Raw genomic sequence first — 16,229 nt, 5'->3', positions numbered from 1 at the left:
GTGACCTTGGCAACATTACACAAAAGCGAGAGAAGTTAAGTAATAATAGTTATTCGCTCATATAAATTGCGTATTGTTGATTATTACGCTTCACTAAACTCCTTGATACGTTGCCAATTTTTAGCGATATCTTCCATACTGAAACATTCAACTCGTGCTAGATGTTCAGGATAAATAACCTCTGGATTCTCGCAAAAACGTGTTGCTGTAAACTGGCTATTACTGGCACGGAGAATGATACCTGTATCTTGGCATAATGAGCTCGCCAAATAGAGAACACCTGGGCTTACCCATTCTGGTTTGAGGTCCTCAGATGGTTGAGTCATTCCCCACATACGGGTTTTCGCAACAGGAGAGATTGCATTGACCAGAATACCAGACGATTCACCTTCTTTGCTTAAGGCATTCATGATTCCCACTTGAGCCATTTTACCCGCCGCATAAGCAACAAGGCCCGACTGTGCATACTGTTGATACATGGCACGGTCAGACGTGTTCAGTACAATCCGTGCAGATGAAGATTGCTTGAGATGCGCCCAAGCATACTTGCTTAACCAAATCGGTGCACGCACATTAATACCAATTGCACGCTCAAGAAAACCATCGTCCTGATCCTCTATTGACTGATAGCCCACCCATCCAGCGTTATGAATCAAAATGTCCAACCCGCCAAATTTCTCAATGGTCAGCGCCACAAGCTGCTTGCAACCTGCCTTATGATCTAGGCGTCCACTGTGTGCAATTAACTGCCCATCATAGGCTTTCAAAGCACGGACTGTCTCGGCAATCAGGCTCTCATCAGCTCCCTGACCAAGCCGATCTGTACCTAAGTCACTGATTACAACACGAGCACCACGATCAAGCAATGCTTGTGCATAAGCGCGTCCAAGCCCTTGGCCTGCACCAGTGACAATAGCAACTCTATCTTTAAAAATTTTATTTGTGTGCGTGTATTTCTGTTCCATCATGCATCTTCGCAAACCTCAATGTCATGATGATGGAACATCTATCTAAGTCCGTAAAATATATTATTTATACCAAAACAATATTTAAAAGATCTCAATCTTCGGCTCTGATACCATTATGTCACGTACTGCATCAATCAATCTGTCCCGAATTGCGCAGTGTTTGTGTTCATTCCATACCATCAGCAATTCGACATGCAGTAATGAATCTGGCGCATCCACCCGAATTGGGCGAAATACCACGTCCTTTCGCTCGTGCTGTACAAGTGAAGCTGGCAATAATGCAACACCAAAACCACCAGCAACTAAGGCCACCAGTGTCTGAAGTTGTCTTGCTTGCTGGGCAATACGTGGAACAAAACCTGCCGCCTGACAAAGCTGGATCAGTTGGTCATGGAAACCCTGACCCAAATGTCGGGGTGATGAAACAAAAGCCTCTTTACAAAGCTCAATCAGCGAGACGGTCTCAGAGTTTGCAAGAGGGTGTGTACTCGGCAGAGCGACCACGATGGACTCTCTCAAAATGGGCTCAAACCGAAGACCTGGTGCGGTTCTACCAGGCCTTCTCATAAAACCAAGATCAGCATTACCACCTTCTAGAGCTTCAACCTGTTCTTGTGTCGTGGCTTCCTGCATCGTAAATGAAACAGCAGTATGTGTAGAATGGAAATGTCGTATTGCTGAAAGTAATCCGACATAAGGTGTGATGTTAATGAAAGTTAACCTGAGATGACCTTCTATACCTTGTGCCACACGTCGGGCTTGTTCAACACTATCATCAAGAAGATAAAGTACTTTTTTAGCCGAGGCTAAAAAGACTGTACCAGCCGGCGTTAGTGATACACTACGATTGGAACGCTCAAACAGTGGTGTACCAATCTGCTGTTCCAACCGACGAATAGCTTGGCTTAGTGGCGGCTGTGCCATGTGAAGCCGCACAGCTGCCCGATTGAAATGCAATTCCTCGGCTACAGCAATGAACTGGTGAAGCAATCTGGTTTCTATCATAAGACTTTATTTATATCACTATGCATGCATTTATATTCAAATAATATGATCAATCAGACTACTGGTCGAGCCTGATACTAGTGATCGTGATGCTGAAACTATTATGATGATTCACTTTTTAAAGTGGGTATCTGTAGATTGAGAACATCCAATAATAATGATATTTATCCTTCATGATGAGCCACGCCTCTTTTTTTCTTATAAATTTAAGCTGCAAGATGATCAAACAAAAAAGAGCGCCTAAGCGCTCTTTTTAAAAGGAAATTTGGACAGAAATCCCTAACTGCCGCGAGCACGGCTCTTGGCGTAATTCAGGCAAGAAGCTTCGCTTCTTAAAACCCTACTGCCGCGGGCATCTTGGCGTAAAATCAGCAAAATGCGTTGCATTTTGAAACCCTGCTGCCGCGGGCATAGCCCTTGGCGTAATTCAGGCAAGAAGCTTCGCTTCTTGAAATCCCTGAATTACTCCCATTCAATTGTTGCTGGTGGTTTAGAAGATACGTCATACACCACACGAGAAACATCTTTAATTTCATTCATGATACGTGTTGAGATTTTATCCACCAACTCATATGGAAGATGGGCAAAACGAGCTGTCATAAAGTCAACCGTTTCCACGGCACGAAGTGCAATGACCCATGCATAACGACGGCCATCACCCACGACACCCACCGATTTTACTGGTTGGAATACTGCAAATGCTTGTGCAGTTTTATCATACCAACCACTTGCACGAAGCTCTTGCATAAAGATGTCATCAGCAAGACGAAGAATATCAGCATATTCTTTTTTCACTTCACCCAAGATACGCACACCCAAACCTGGACCTGGGAATGGATGACGATAAAGCATTTCATGTGGTAAACCTAAAGTTGTACCTAAACGACGTACTTCATCTTTAAATAGGTCACGGATTGGCTCAACCAATTCAAATGCTAGATCTTCTGGTAAACCACCCACATTATGGTGTGATTTAATCACATGCGCTTTACCATTTTTAGTTGCCGCAGACTCAATCACGTCAGGGTAAATCGTACCTTGCGCAAGGAAGTTTACGCCATCAAGCTTACGTGCTTCTTCAGCAAAAACTTCGATAAATTCACGACCAATGATTTTACGTTTTTTCTCAGGATCAACTTCGCCTGCAAGTGCAGATAAGAAACGTTCTTCTGCATCAGCACGAATCACACGGATCCCCATGTTTTTCGCAAACATGTCCATCACTTGCTCACCTTCGTTTAAACGAAGTAAGCCATTGTCTACAAACACACAAGTCAGTTGGTCACCGATTGCTTTATGCAACAATGCTGCAACTACAGATGAGTCAACACCACCTGAAAGACCTAAAAGAACTTTTTGATCACCAATTTGTTCACGTAATTGTTCAACACGTAAATCAATAATGTTTTCAGAATTCCAAAGATTACGGCAACCACAAATGCTATGAACGAAGTTAGACAGTAACTCTGCGCCTTTGGCAGTATGTGTCACTTCTGGGTGGAATTGCACCCCGTAGAAACGACGCGTTTCATCACTCACTGCAGCAAATGGACAGCTTGGTGTGCTTGCAGTCACTTTAAAGCCTGCTGGAATCGCAGAAACTTTGTCACCGTGGCTCATCCAAACATTAAGTTTGTCATCACCATCATTTAAATCACCAAGCAATTGATCACGTACTAAAACGTCAACTGCTGCATAACCAAATTCATGTACAGTACCTGGCTCTACTTTACCGCCAAGTTGTTCTGACATGGTTTGCAGACCATAGCAGATCCCCAATACAGGTACACCCAAGTTGAACACAACTTCTGGCGCACGTGGACTACCTTCCTCATGCACACTTTCAGGACCACCAGATAAGATGATACCGTTCGGATTAAACGCGCGAATGTCTTCTTCAGACATATCAAAAGCATACATTTCAGAATATACACCAGCTTCACGTACACGGCGTGCAATAAGCTGGCTATATTGAGAACCGAAATCCAAGATAAGGATACGATCTTCAGTAATTTGAGTATTGGTAGTCATGAGTCAACAACTATGCAGGCAAACGAATATAAGCGCCATATTCTATCATTTTTATAAGCCATACGCACTCCATTCAATCAAGTTACTTTGCTTTGTAAAAAAACATTTTAAATAATCAGCTTATAGGTTCATTTTGGCTTTACTGATGCTCATCAGTTCACTGGGAGTCATTGTTAAAACTGAATTGAATATTTTTAGATAGCATAAACCAATTGATCCATTTGAATAGCGCTAAATGAACACACAAAAAAGCCAGATACAGATCTGGCTTTTCAAAGCTTTATTTATCTTTAAATTATTTTTCTATTAGATGATCAAGACTCAATTTGCCTGCACCATGCAACATCAAGAAAAACAAACCACCTGCCATTGCGAAGTTTTTCATAAAGTTAATTGCATCTGCTTCACCACCATGAAATAGGAATGCAGTAATCAAACTAAATACGCCCAAACCAAATGCTGCAAAGCGTGCCTGAAAACCAAATAATAATGCCAAACCACCACCGAACTCAACCAGAATGGTTAAAGGTAACATGGCACCTGGTACACCCATTGATTCCATATAACTGACAGTTGCACTGTAAGCCGTGATTTTGCCCCAACCTGCAACAAGAAAGATATACGCCATAAGAATACGTGCAATCAATGCAATGCTCGCATTGGCGGTGGGTTGATTCACAATATTTTTAACAACAACATTTGGATTAAACATGGTGTGACCTAATTTGTATTTCGTTCTGAAGATGTATACATATTAATCACTAAACATTTCAAGTTAAATACTTAAAAACTAAACTCATCGTTGCAAATTAAGAACAATAATAAGTTTTAAAAAATTACTTTTTAATACTGACTTTCATAACTCACACTGCTAGGATTTGTGCACCAATTCGCATAGTTTCTGCCTTATGGATCTGATTGACTTTATTTTGCACGTAGACGAACACCTGTTTGAATTTATTAGAAATTATGGTATCTGGGTGTATGGAATTTTATTCCTGATTATTTTTGTTGAAACAGGTCTCGTGGTAATGCCATTCCTGCCTGGGGATAGCTTACTTTTTGCTGCCGGCGCTTTAGCTGCTTCGACGGGTGCAATGGATCCTGTGGTTTTAATCACTCTGCTATTTATTGCAGCAGTGCTCGGCGATACCCTCAATTATCATATTGGGAAATATGTCGGACCGCGTGTTTTTGAAATTGATTCTAAATTTATCAACAAACAACACTTGCTGAAAACATCACAGTTTTTTGAAAAGCATGGTGGAAAAACCATTATTTTTGCCCGTTTTATCCCTTTTGCCCGTACTTTTGCACCCTTTGTTGCAGGTGCAGGAAGCATGAATTATAAATATTTCTTAACCTATAATGCAGTCGGTGCAATTTGCTGGGTTGGCTCGTTTATTACCTTGGGTTATTTATTCGGTAATATGCCAATTGTGAAAGATAATTTCACCCATTTGGTTTTCGGTATCATTATTCTCAGTGTGTTACCTGGTGTGATTGGTTATATTCGTCATAAATTTTTTAATAAAAATAAAATGCCCAATAATCAATAAACAGCATATTTAAAGATGATAAAAAAGCCGATTTCTAAAATCGGCTTTTTTATGGGTAAAACCCGTTATTTTTTAACTTCCTGACGTTTCGGGACGTAAGGGCAGTTCTTAAATTGAGCCGCCTGAGACAAGGCATCTTGCTCACCATACAGTCGGGAAAGCTCAGTATTTTTGGTATTTGAAGATTGCCCTAAGTTTACAGAAATACTTGGACCAATCCCCCAACCCCAGCCACCGCTGCCCCAACCACCACCAACACCTAATCCAACACCTACACCTGTACGTTTCGCAGGTTGTACACCATTATTAATGTATTGCTGAATACGATTAAATTCTGTCGTCAATTGCAAACAGTTCATCGCCTGATACTGGGTAGGCGATACATAAGTGGGTTTAACCGTCGTCGTACAAGCAGATACGACAATCGCCGTTAAGGCAACGACTGATAATTTAACAGAAGTCATTTTCAATGATTTCATCACGATCTCGAAATTATTTTTTATCAATCTCATTGAACAATGATTGATAGGCTTGAGTCAATTTATGATCTGTAGCCAAATGAATTAATGGCAGATTTTTATGATGCGATTCTTTCATTAGTACAGAAGGTGGCAACATATTTTCTAAAACCGGTAAACCTTCATCTTTAAGCTGTTGTACCACTTCACGCGGTAATTTTGCCTGAGCTTGATATTGATTGACCACAATGCCTTCGATTTCAAGTCGATCATTATGATCATCTTGAGTTTCAATGACATTTTGAATAAGCGTCTGTAATGCACGTTTTGAAAATACATCACAATCAAACGGAATCAGAACACGATCTGCTGAGATCAGTGCTGATAAGGTAAAAAAGTTAAATGCTGGCGGTGTATCAATATAAATACGCTCATATTGACTGGTTAAGGTCTGAATCGCATCACGTAACTTATAAATTTTATGCTTTGATTCTAACGCATGCTCTAACTCGCCTAAGCTCGGACTGGCGGGTAATACATCCAAATCTTTAAAAGGTGAACGATGAATATATTGCTCAAAACCTTTATTTTTTGTTTTTAAAAGGCTACCTATAGCATTGCCAATCAATCCTTTTTGTTGATGATTCCCAAGTACATCATTAAAAAAGTTTTCAATATTCGGCTCTAATGCAGTTTTTTCAGCAGAATAGGTGGCGTCATCACCCAAAAGATATTGGCTAGAATTTGCTTGAGGATCTAAATCAATCACCAATGTTTTAAAACCTTGATACGCACTAATCGCAGCAAGATTCACCGTAATACTTGATTTTCCTACACCGCCTTTTTGGTTAAATACCACACGAGTTAGCATACAAGTTCCCTAAGCTATCATTATTTTTAAACTTGTATCTAGTTTAACCTAGACGCTATACAAGTGTGAAATTCATGTCTAACAATCAACTAAAAACTGGTTTAAGCACGACCAAAACTAAAGTTGCAAACAAGGCAATTCCGCCAATCACTAAACCAGCTCTGCGTTGTGCTAAAAGAACGGTATCATCCTTTTTATAGGCTTTTATTTGTGAGGAAAGGAAAACCATAAACAAAATAATTTTCGCATAGAACCAAGGCTGCACTTTAAAATCGTTCATAATCAATAAAGTTAGCCCTGTAAATATAACCACCGTGAGGGAAAGATGTTGCAAGGCAACAAAAGCCACTCGACCTTTAGGATTCGGCTGCTGGTTGTGTGTTCCAATAAATAATGTTGAAGCGCGTAAAACAAAAACCAGGATTAATAACCCAACACTGGTCATATGAATGATTTTGATCAGTAAATGTGTATCCATTTTAATTACTCTGCACTTTATGCTTTAGGTGCATGAGCGCAGTCTGGGCTTGCTGGGGCTTGACCTTGCCACTCACTAGGAAGATAAGCATGGATCGCTAAGGCATGAATTTTTCCAGGGCTGAGTAAGGCTTTGGCTTCTGCGTACACTTTTTGGTGGCGTTGTACCAAACGTAACCCTGCAAATTGTTCACTGACAATGATCACTTTAAAATGCGACTCTTTTCCAGGAAAATACCCGCCATGACCAGCAGACTCATTGATCACTTCTAAATGTGATGGCTCAAGTTGATTTAAACTTTCAATCAATTGTTGTTCTAAACTCATACTGATTCCTTAGAGATCGATCAATGGGTGAATGACATAGTATAGCGGATTCTTTGAGCATCGCTGTGTGTTCAGCAAAGCTTTTGCTGTTCGATTTGATTTTTTAAATTGAATTTTGAAGTTTTTTCATAAAAATGTCTTTATTTTATGCAATTAGTGTTTTCCTTTGCAGAAAAATCTTGACCCTACCATCTGTTGATGTATTATACACCGCATGCGGGAATAGCTCAGTTGGTAGAGCATAACCTTGCCAAGGTTGGGGTCGGGAGTTCGAGTCTCCTTTCCCGCTCAAATTTTTTTATTCAGTTTTTTATTTAAAAAATTGGACAGACTCCGCGGGAATAGCTCAGTTGGTAGAGCATAACCTTGCCAAGGTTGGGGTCGGGAGTTCGAGTCTCCTTTCCCGCTCCAAAATTTTTTTATTCAGTTTTTTATTTAAAAAATTGGACAGACTCCGCGGGAATAGCTCAGTTGGTAGAGCATAACCTTGCCAAGGTTGGGGTCGGGAGTTCGAGTCTCCTTTCCCGCTCCAAATTTAAAAAGCCCTGATCGAAAGATTGGGGCTTTTTTGCATTATTGTCTTATAAATCATCAAAATATACTTACCCACTTTATGCTGCATTCACTCAATCAGCGTGTTGATCACAAAACTGTAAACGCACAAAAAACCAATCCGAAGATTGGTTTTTAAAATAATCACCACACGATACAATTATCGTTCTCTTAACGCTTCTTTGGCTTTATTAAACGGTTTCAACAAGTATTCAATAATTGTTTTTTGACCGGTCCGAATATCTACCGTTGCCACCATACCTGGTGTTATTGAGAAAGATTTCCCCGCCTTATTGGTCAGCTTATCTTTATCGGTCCGAATATAGACTCGATAGTAGAACTGATCTTGTTTAACTTCATCGCGGATGGTATCAGGAGAAATCACCGTTACTTTCCCTTCTAAGCCACCATAAATTGAATAATCATATGCTGTAATTTTTACCAATGCAGGTTGACCCGGATGAATAAACGCAATATCTCGTGGCGAAATACGCGCTTCAATCAATAACTGCTCATCAATTGGTACAATCGTCATCAATTTACCATTTTGTGGAATAACCCCACCGATGGTTGTCACCGCAATTTCTTTTACCACACCACGTACAGGCGCTTTAAAAGTAGAGCGTTTCACCGAATCATTACGACCAGCAACAACTTGCTGTAATGATTGGATATCGGCATTGGCTTTTGCCAATTCTTCACGTGACTTTACATAGTAGTCATTTCGCTTGTCGTTAATTTGATTTTCAAAATTATTGATATCTCGTTTTAAACGCAACACTTCAACCTCAGAAGCAGCACCTTTCGCCACCAAAGGTTGAGTCATTTGCAATTCATTTTGAACCAAAGACAATGCGTGCTTTAAACCAGTAATCGACTCATCCAAATTTGCGCGACGCGAAGTATATAATGCAGTTTCCTCTCTCACCAAAGCAGGAACGGCCAAAACCTCTTTTGGAAACTTGATTGCGGTACCATTCACCTCAGCCTCTAAACGTGCTGCCGTAGCCAATGTCGCAAGTAATTTCATTTGACTTTCACCGACTTGGGACTCAAATCGAGTAGGGTCAATTTGCGCAAGGGTCTGCCCTTTCTGGATAATATCGCCTTCTTTAACATCTAAGCTGGTCAACACACCACCATCTAAAGATTGAATCGTCTGTTCTTTAGATGACGGAACAACTTTACCTGTCCCTGTAGAAACTTCTTCCAATTTGAATAAACAAGCCCAAATTACGAAAGCCAGCAGACCGATGGCAACAATCCAAATAATAAATGTGGATTTGGGTAACGGTGGTTCTGAGAACTTTAACGCAGAGGGATTGGTTGGCCGCTGTAAAATATTGGATGCATGATCGACTTGAGCAGGTTCAACCTCTTGAACTGTGATATTTGGGTCATTTTTTTCTTGACTCATGTTGAAGTCCCTCCTGCATTTGCCTGCTGTGCAGGATTTAGAATGGCATCACGTGGCCCATCTTTGATAATCTTCCCTTCATGCACAACGATAATACGATCAACAAGTTGCAAAACAGCAGGGCGATGCGTCGCCACCACTAAGGTCCGATGACCTAGCCATTCTTTTAAATGCTGTATCAATACTTTTTCAGAAACATCATCAATCGAAGCAGTCGGTTCATCCAACAACACAATATTCGGATTTCGGAGCAATAACCGTGTGAGTAACAATGCTTGTTTCTGCCCTCCAGAGAATCCTACACCCCCTTCAAGAATAAGATGATCTAGACCTTCCTTTTTTTGTTCCACGATTTCTAAAGCATTGGTGATTTGTAATGCACGGATAATTTCATCATTGCTTGCCAATGGTGCACCCAAAGTTAAATTTTCACGGATGGTCCCAAAAAACAGATGAGCATTTTGATTTAGTAATGCCATATCACGACGAATATCATCGGGATCAAGCAAAGATTGATCGACACCATCCAAACTGATCTTGCCTTGTACGGGCAATTGCATTCCTGAAAGTAGCTGTAATAAGCTAGATTTTCCTGCGCCATTGCGTCCAAGAATTGCAACTTTTTCACCTGCATGGATTTTTAACTGTGGAATGACTAAAGTTGGGCGTGGATCATCTTCGGTATATTTAAATACCACACCTTTAAAATCATAATCACCTGAAAGGACTTTACGTTGAATCAATTGTGCCCGATCAGGACGGTCTACTGGCTTTTGCATCAGCTCATCTAAACCATTTTTAGCCACTTTGGCTTGCTGCCAACGACCGAGTACACCTGTAACTTGTGAAATCGGTGCAAGCATACGTGAAGATAAAATCGAACACGCCACCAAAGCCCCCGTGGTCATATCACCTTTCATCACCGCAAAACAACCCACTAAAACCACAATTGCATAGGTCAGTCCTTGAATTTTTTGTGTCCAAGCATTTAACCAACCCACAATTTTACGTTGCCGCATGCTGACATCTGCAGACACTTCATTCATGTGATTCCATTGATTTTGAAATCTGGCTTCAGCACGTAATAACTTGATATCCTCAATACCTTGAACTGCTTCGACCAAAATCGCGTTGCGAATCGCAGACTCTCGCATCCCTTCAGTCGCCAACTGAGCCAACTTTTTCTGCACCAAAAAGCCAGGAATAATCATCAATGGCACAACCAGTAACATCACCCAAAAGATGTTGCCCCCGATAATCCAGAAGATCGCTAAAAACAGGAAGAAAAATGGTAAGTCAGCAATTGCACTGATCGTTGTTGAGGTCACCAATTCACGAACGCCTTCAAGTTCACGAATCTGTGAGATAAACGAACCTGTTGAACGTGCGCGATCTTTATTACGGATCCGCAGTGCATGACCAAAAACGCGGTCTGAAATCTTGAGATCTGCACGCTTACCAATAATGTCTGACAAATAAACCCGTGCAATGCGCAACACAAACTCAAAAACAGCTGCAATCAACACCCCACCCGCGAGTACCCACAAGGTTGGAATAGATTGAGAAGGCACAACTCGGTCATAGACTTGCATAGAGAAAATAATGGTCGCCAATGCCAGAATATTGGCAATCATTGAAGCAACCATGATGTCGGTATAACGTTTCCAATCTTTTAAAACGATGTCCCAGAACCAGCTTTTTTCATAAGGTTTGATATATTCATCAACACGTGCATCAGGAATCGATGTTTCTGGTCGAAAAATATAAACGCGACTGGCATTGGCTTGAAGTTCATGCAAATTAAAAGTTTGTGAAAGGCCTTGATCACCACTTAGCTGTAAGCTTGCATTGCCCTCATTGTCGACTTTCTCGATAACTGCAACTTGACCATTGTTAAATTCAACAACAACGGGCAACCGCCATGGATTCAATACATCCGTGCTAAAGTCTGCTTTGCGAACATTTAAACCCACTTGACGGGTAATAATGGATAACATGTCGTCAATATTTGTGTATTTATTCCAATCCAGTTGCAGACGAATTTGTTCTTCAGCAGGTTGCATTCGATAATGCTGCGCAACCGTAATAATCGCTTGTAACCAGGGTTGATAATTTAATGTTTTTGTATTCATGGTTGAACTTCAAACCCCTGAATTTGAATGTTATTTAAATGATAAGCATTTCTACTTTTACCGGTTACCTTGATATACACCGCGATCGTGTCATAAATATCAAAGCGTGCCGCTTCCCTTTCTATTCTTGAACTTTGATAGGATTGTTCTGAACTTAATAAATCTAAGATCGAACGCTTGCCTAATTTATATTGTTCTTCATACAGCTCACGGGTTTTTGCTGTTGAGCGCTCCCGATCCAATAGAACCCAAATTTGCTTATCCGTGTTTTCAATACTTTCTCGTGCAATTTGTGTTTGATCCATAATATCTAGGTAAGTTGCATTCAACTTTGCTCGTGCAGCCTGTTCAGCAAAATTTGCAGCCTTGACTTGAGATCCCAGTGCGCCACCTTGATAAAAATTACTCGACATCTGCACGCCAACAGAACCATCGGTATCATTTTCTAAACCAGTATTTGGATTTTGACCATTCAATGCTTTGCTGACTGATCCCACCAATGAAATCGTTGGATAAGCACTCAATTGGGTTTGTTTTTTCTGACTCTGTGCAACATCAATCTCTGCTTTTGCTGCAATCATCGTAGGAATGGTATTCATTTCAGGATCATCATAAAGACCAGACTGTTTTACAAACTCATCAGGAATATTAAAATCCATTTGGCTCACATCAAAACCCAATAATGTGCGTAATTTTTGTTCTTGTTGTTTTAAAAAGTTTTGCTGTGTGATTAAGTAAGAACGTGCGTACTCAACATAGCTTTGTGCTTGTACAGGATCGGCATTGCTGCTAATTCCCGCATCTGCTCTTAAGCGTGCAATCTCATGTAAACGACTAACCCCATTAAATTGATCTTGCGCTATTTTGATAATATTGCGATAGCGCAGTAAGGATAAAATATCTCGTGCGGTTTGGGTCGAGATATCATCAATACTGATTAATACATTGGCTTGCTCAACTGCCAATTTATTTTGTTGCGTGGTGACACTGGATTTTACTTTACCAAAGTCATAAAGCAGTTGATTGGCTTCAACTGAATACAATTGGCGACCTTTATCATTGGAGGTAAAATCACCTGTATTCATACCCGCTTTTAACTGTGGGTAATATTGCGCTTTTGCCACGTCAATATTGGCATTTTGTCCTGCCAATGTTGAAATTGTTTGAGCAATATTGGGGTTTCTTTTTACTGCAATCTGAATCGCATCTTCAAGACTTAAGATTTTTGCTTGGTTTGAATACGCATGGGTTGTTTGTGTTTGCGCTTGTTCTAAATATAAATTATTGAGCGAAGCCTTTTGTCCAGTATATGGCTTTACAACAGGGAGTTGATTCTGATTGCCTATATATGCATCGGGTTGATATTTAAAATCGGTCAAATCCTTGAGCTGAACGGTTCTAAATGACTGATCATCCTTGGGTTTTATCAACCCTGTCACACCTTCTTTGATATTTTTTAAGTAGCTTGTTTCTTGTGTATAACCATTGTTCTGCAATAGAACCAATAAACTTACAGCACTCAAACTTTTTAACAATATAGTGGGCTTTTTTGCTATTAACATTCGCGAATGGCACCTAGAAAAGCTTTTAATTATCGGTATTGAATTATTTTGAATTATTTCCCTACCTTATTTCTATTCTACACATTATAAAACCTAATCAAATGCTTATTTTTACTTTTTAAAGTTAAATTTCTTTAATAAAATATTTTAAATTCAAATACTAACAGCGAAAAAATGTGAACATTATCACATGAATTATAAAATTCTACATAGGTCATCTCAAAAGCTGTAAATCCACAATGTGCAAATCATGACCGATGATCCAATACATTATTAAAAATAAGCTTGGTGTAATCGAAACGTATTCAATTTTATTCTTCAAACTAAATTTACATCTTCCAATATAATTTCTTATACACTTTAAGGTTAAAATGATGTTTCACTACCAGCCAACCTTAAACAATATAAAGATGAACATGAATAAACTGACTTGTTTCAAAGCCTATGATATTCGAGGCAAACTTGGCACAGAGCTAAATGAAGAAATCGCTTATAAAGTAGGCCGTGCTTATGGTCAAATCTATCAACCCAAAACTGTTGTCATTGGTTGTGATATCCGTTTAACCAGCGAAGCGTTAAAACAAGCTACGATTCGTGGTTTAAATGATGCTGGGGTAGATGTTCTTGATCTTGGCATGACGGGAACAGAAGAAGTTTACTTTGCTGCTTTTCATCTTGATGTTCAGGGTGGTATTGAAATCACAGCAAGCCATAACCCAATGGATTACAATGGTATGAAATTGGTTCGTGAAAATGCTCGACCAATCAGTGCAGATACAGGACTAAAAGAGATCCAATCGTTGGCTGAATCGGAACAGTTTATTGAAGTTGAGAAAAAAGGCTCAACCCAAAAATATAATATCCTCCCTGAATTTATTGAACACCTACTCACCTATATTGATCCGAGCAAAATCCGCCCGCTTAAACTGGTGATGAATGCGGGCAATGGCGCAGCGGGTCATGTTGTTGACGCAATCGAAGAAAAATTCAAAGCGCTCAATATTCCAGTAGAATTTATTAAAATCCATAATCATCCAGATGGTACTTTCCCAAATGGTATTCCTAATCCAATTTTGGTGGAAAATCGAGATAGCACCCGCAATGCAGTTTTAATACACCATGCGGATATGGGGATTGCATGGGATGGTGACTTTGACCGTTGTTTCTTATTCGACGAAAAAGGGCAATTTATTGAAGGCTATTATATAGTCGGATTATTAGCCCAAGCCTTCTTGTTAAAACAAGCGGGTGAAAAAATCGTACATGATCCTCGCTTAGTCTGGAATACACTGGATATCATTGAGCAGTATCAAGGAATTGCTGTTCAATCTAAATCTGGACATGCTTTTATTAAAGATGTGATGCGTGAACACAATGCAGCTTATGGCGGAGAGATGAGCGCACATCACTATTTCCGTGATTTTGCTTACTGTGACAGCGGAATGATCCCTTGGTTATTAGCAATTTTAGTGGTATCAGAAACTCAACAATCGTTATCAAGTCTGGTCGAAGGGATGATTGAACGTTTCCCTTGCAGTGGTGAAATCAACTTTAAAGTCGAAGATACGCAAAAAACCATTCAAAAAATCTTCGATCATTTTGCTGATTTAACCCCTGCAATTGATCAAACAGACGGTGTTAGCCTTGATTTTGGTGCATGGCGTTTAAATGTCCGTGCATCCAATACCGAGCCATTATTACGCTTAAATATTGAAAGCCGTGCAGATAAAAATCCAAAACCAATGCAAGACTATGTAGATGAGTTAACTCAGTTGATTCAGGGTTAGTTTTAAATGGCGATAAAAAATAGGCGCTTAATGCGCCTATTTTTTACAGTTAAATTTATGCTTGATAGCCTGTTGGATTTTGTTTTTGCCAATTCCAACTGTCTGCCAACATATCTTCCAAAGTATATTTTGGCGTCCAACCTAATTCTATATTAGCTCGCAATGCATTAGCATAAAAACTCGGCAAATCACCAGCTCGTCGGCTTACAAATTCTGAATTTATACTGATATTATTTATTTTTTCAAAAGTACTCTTAATTTGTAGTACTGAAATAGGCTGACCAGTCCCAATATTCCAAGCACGACACCCTTGGCTTTTTATTCTATTTTCAACAGCTAAAACATGTGCTTTTGCTAAATCGACAACATGAATAAAATCTCTTTCACATGTTCCATCTTGAGTTGGGTAATCATTTCCAAAAATAGAAAGCTTTTCTCTACGACCTACAGCGACTTGAGTCAAATAAGGCATAAGATTATTTGGAATACCTAATGGATCTTCGCCAATACGACCGCTCTTATGCGCACCAACAGGATTAAAATAACGCAATAGTGCAATCGACCAGTGCTTATCCGCAATTGATAGTTTTTCCAATAATTGCTCAACAATTAGCTTGGTATGACCATAATTATTATTCGGTAGACCTAGTTGCATATCCTCCTGATAAGGGGAAGAATTGCTTTCTCCGTAAACTGTTGCAGATGAACTAAAAACTAAATTAAAAACACCCGCTCTTTGCATCGCTTGTGCCAACTGAACTGATCCTGCAATATTATGATCAAAGTAAGTCAGTGGAATTTGTTGGCTTTCCCCCACTGCTTTTAAACCTGCAAAATGAATCACAGCATCGATTTTATTGTTTGAAAAAACTTGATCTAAATCACTTTGATAACGAATGTCACCTTGAACAAATTTTAGTGTTTTTCCAGTCAATTCTTGGACACGTTTTAATGATTCTTCTGAGCTATTTGATAGATTATCTAGAACAATAACCTTATGCCCAGCCTCAAGTAACTCCACACAGGTATGCGATCCGATATAACCTGCACCACCTGTTACTAAAATATTTGCCATAAATTTTT

Annotated in this window: 14 protein-coding genes and 3 tRNA genes; 5 read left to right on the top strand and 12 right to left on the bottom strand. The window is 39.7% G+C overall.

What is annotated here, in order from left to right; translation table 11 throughout:
- Positions 1-83: 83 nt before the first annotated feature.
- The 4 genes from ACQ7EO_RS00540 to ACQ7EO_RS00525 form a co-directional block, all read right to left on the bottom strand.
- Positions 84-968 (bottom strand): SDR family NAD(P)-dependent oxidoreductase, encoded by an 885-nt coding sequence (locus ACQ7EO_RS00540; RefSeq protein WP_434278690.1) that lies wholly within the window; start codon positions 966-968, stop codon positions 84-86.
- An 81-nt stretch (positions 969-1,049) separates the two neighbouring features.
- Complete coding sequence (locus tag ACQ7EO_RS00535; RefSeq protein ID WP_434278689.1) at positions 1,050-1,973, bottom strand: LysR substrate-binding domain-containing protein; 924 nt, start codon at positions 1,971-1,973, stop codon at positions 1,050-1,052.
- A gap of 462 nt (positions 1,974-2,435) precedes the next feature.
- Complete coding sequence (gene guaA / locus ACQ7EO_RS00530) at positions 2,436-4,004, bottom strand: glutamine-hydrolyzing GMP synthase (protein WP_004823655.1); 1,569 nt, start codon at positions 4,002-4,004, stop codon at positions 2,436-2,438.
- 295 nt (positions 4,005-4,299) lie between these two features.
- On the bottom strand, positions 4,300-4,716 hold the full coding sequence (locus ACQ7EO_RS00525) for a DoxX family protein (RefSeq protein ID WP_434278688.1): 417 nt from the start codon (positions 4,714-4,716) through the stop codon (positions 4,300-4,302).
- A 196-nt stretch (positions 4,717-4,912) separates the two neighbouring features.
- Here ACQ7EO_RS00525 and ACQ7EO_RS00520 point away from each other — a divergent pair, with 196 nt between their 5' ends.
- Positions 4,913-5,563 carry a DedA family protein gene (locus tag ACQ7EO_RS00520; protein WP_004823651.1) on the top strand — a complete coding sequence of 217 codons (651 nt, stop codon included), beginning with the start codon at positions 4,913-4,915 and terminating at the stop codon, positions 5,561-5,563.
- A 65-nt stretch (positions 5,564-5,628) separates the two neighbouring features.
- Here ACQ7EO_RS00520 and ACQ7EO_RS00515 read toward each other — a convergent pair whose 3' ends face one another.
- From ACQ7EO_RS00515 to ACQ7EO_RS00500, 4 genes are all read right to left on the bottom strand, one after another.
- A complete protein-coding gene (locus tag ACQ7EO_RS00515) occupies positions 5,629-6,042 on the bottom strand; it encodes a hypothetical protein (RefSeq protein ID WP_314339990.1) in 414 nt (137 codons plus the stop codon).
- A gap of 13 nt (positions 6,043-6,055) precedes the next feature.
- Positions 6,056-6,892 carry a ParA family protein gene (locus tag ACQ7EO_RS00510; protein WP_004723483.1) on the bottom strand — a complete coding sequence of 279 codons (837 nt, stop codon included), beginning with the start codon at positions 6,890-6,892 and terminating at the stop codon, positions 6,056-6,058.
- A gap of 85 nt (positions 6,893-6,977) precedes the next feature.
- On the bottom strand, positions 6,978-7,370 hold the full coding sequence (locus tag ACQ7EO_RS00505) for a SirB2 family protein (RefSeq protein WP_434278687.1): 393 nt from the start codon (positions 7,368-7,370) through the stop codon (positions 6,978-6,980).
- 17 nt (positions 7,371-7,387) lie between these two features.
- A complete protein-coding gene (locus ACQ7EO_RS00500; RefSeq protein ID WP_034614975.1) occupies positions 7,388-7,696 on the bottom strand; it encodes a BolA family protein in 309 nt (102 codons plus the stop codon).
- 216 nt (positions 7,697-7,912) lie between these two features.
- Between ACQ7EO_RS00500 and ACQ7EO_RS00495 the strand changes: the two genes are divergently transcribed.
- From ACQ7EO_RS00495 to ACQ7EO_RS00485, 3 genes are all read left to right on the top strand, one after another.
- Positions 7,913-7,985: transfer RNA gene (locus ACQ7EO_RS00495), tRNA-Gly, on the top strand.
- 46 nt (positions 7,986-8,031) lie between these two features.
- Positions 8,032-8,107 (top strand) — tRNA-Gly (locus ACQ7EO_RS00490).
- A gap of 45 nt (positions 8,108-8,152) precedes the next feature.
- A tRNA-Gly gene (locus ACQ7EO_RS00485) sits at positions 8,153-8,228 on the top strand.
- A gap of 180 nt (positions 8,229-8,408) precedes the next feature.
- On the opposite strand, the gene ACQ7EO_RS00480 is transcribed toward ACQ7EO_RS00485, so the two are convergent.
- Genes ACQ7EO_RS00480 through ACQ7EO_RS00470 form a run of 3 tightly spaced genes read right to left on the bottom strand, consistent with a single transcriptional unit; the run spans position 8,409 to position 13,359 of the window.
- Positions 8,409-9,665, bottom strand: coding sequence for an HlyD family type I secretion periplasmic adaptor subunit (locus ACQ7EO_RS00480; RefSeq protein WP_434278686.1), 1,257 nt, complete (start codon positions 9,663-9,665; stop codon positions 8,409-8,411).
- On the bottom strand, positions 9,662-11,797 hold the full coding sequence (locus tag ACQ7EO_RS00475; protein ID WP_004723489.1) for a type I secretion system permease/ATPase: 2,136 nt from the start codon (positions 11,795-11,797) through the stop codon (positions 9,662-9,664). Before ACQ7EO_RS00475 ends, ACQ7EO_RS00480 begins: the two co-directional genes overlap by 4 nt.
- Entirely contained in the window at positions 11,794-13,359 is a 1,566-nt protein-coding gene (locus tag ACQ7EO_RS00470; protein WP_434278685.1) for a TolC family protein, read from the bottom strand. Before ACQ7EO_RS00470 ends, ACQ7EO_RS00475 begins: the two co-directional genes overlap by 4 nt.
- Positions 13,360-13,775: 416 nt before the next feature.
- On the opposite strand from ACQ7EO_RS00470, the gene ACQ7EO_RS00465 reads away from it, so the two are divergent.
- Positions 13,776-15,146 (top strand): phosphomannomutase CpsG, encoded by a 1,371-nt coding sequence (locus ACQ7EO_RS00465; RefSeq protein ID WP_434278684.1) that lies wholly within the window; start codon positions 13,776-13,778, stop codon positions 15,144-15,146.
- A gap of 55 nt (positions 15,147-15,201) precedes the next feature.
- Here the strand turns inward: ACQ7EO_RS00465 and galE are convergent, their stop codons facing one another.
- Complete coding sequence (gene galE / locus ACQ7EO_RS00460; protein WP_434278683.1) at positions 15,202-16,221, bottom strand: UDP-glucose 4-epimerase GalE; 1,020 nt, start codon at positions 16,219-16,221, stop codon at positions 15,202-15,204.
- Positions 16,222-16,229 lie beyond the last annotated feature (8 nt).

It is taken from the genome of Acinetobacter sp. CE-15 (genome assembly GCF_051059255.1).
Lineage (GTDB): Bacteria > Pseudomonadota > Gammaproteobacteria > Pseudomonadales > Moraxellaceae > Acinetobacter > Acinetobacter guillouiae.
The sequence above is the reverse complement of the archived record's forward strand: the minus strand, read 5'-3'. Positions and strand labels throughout refer to the sequence as shown.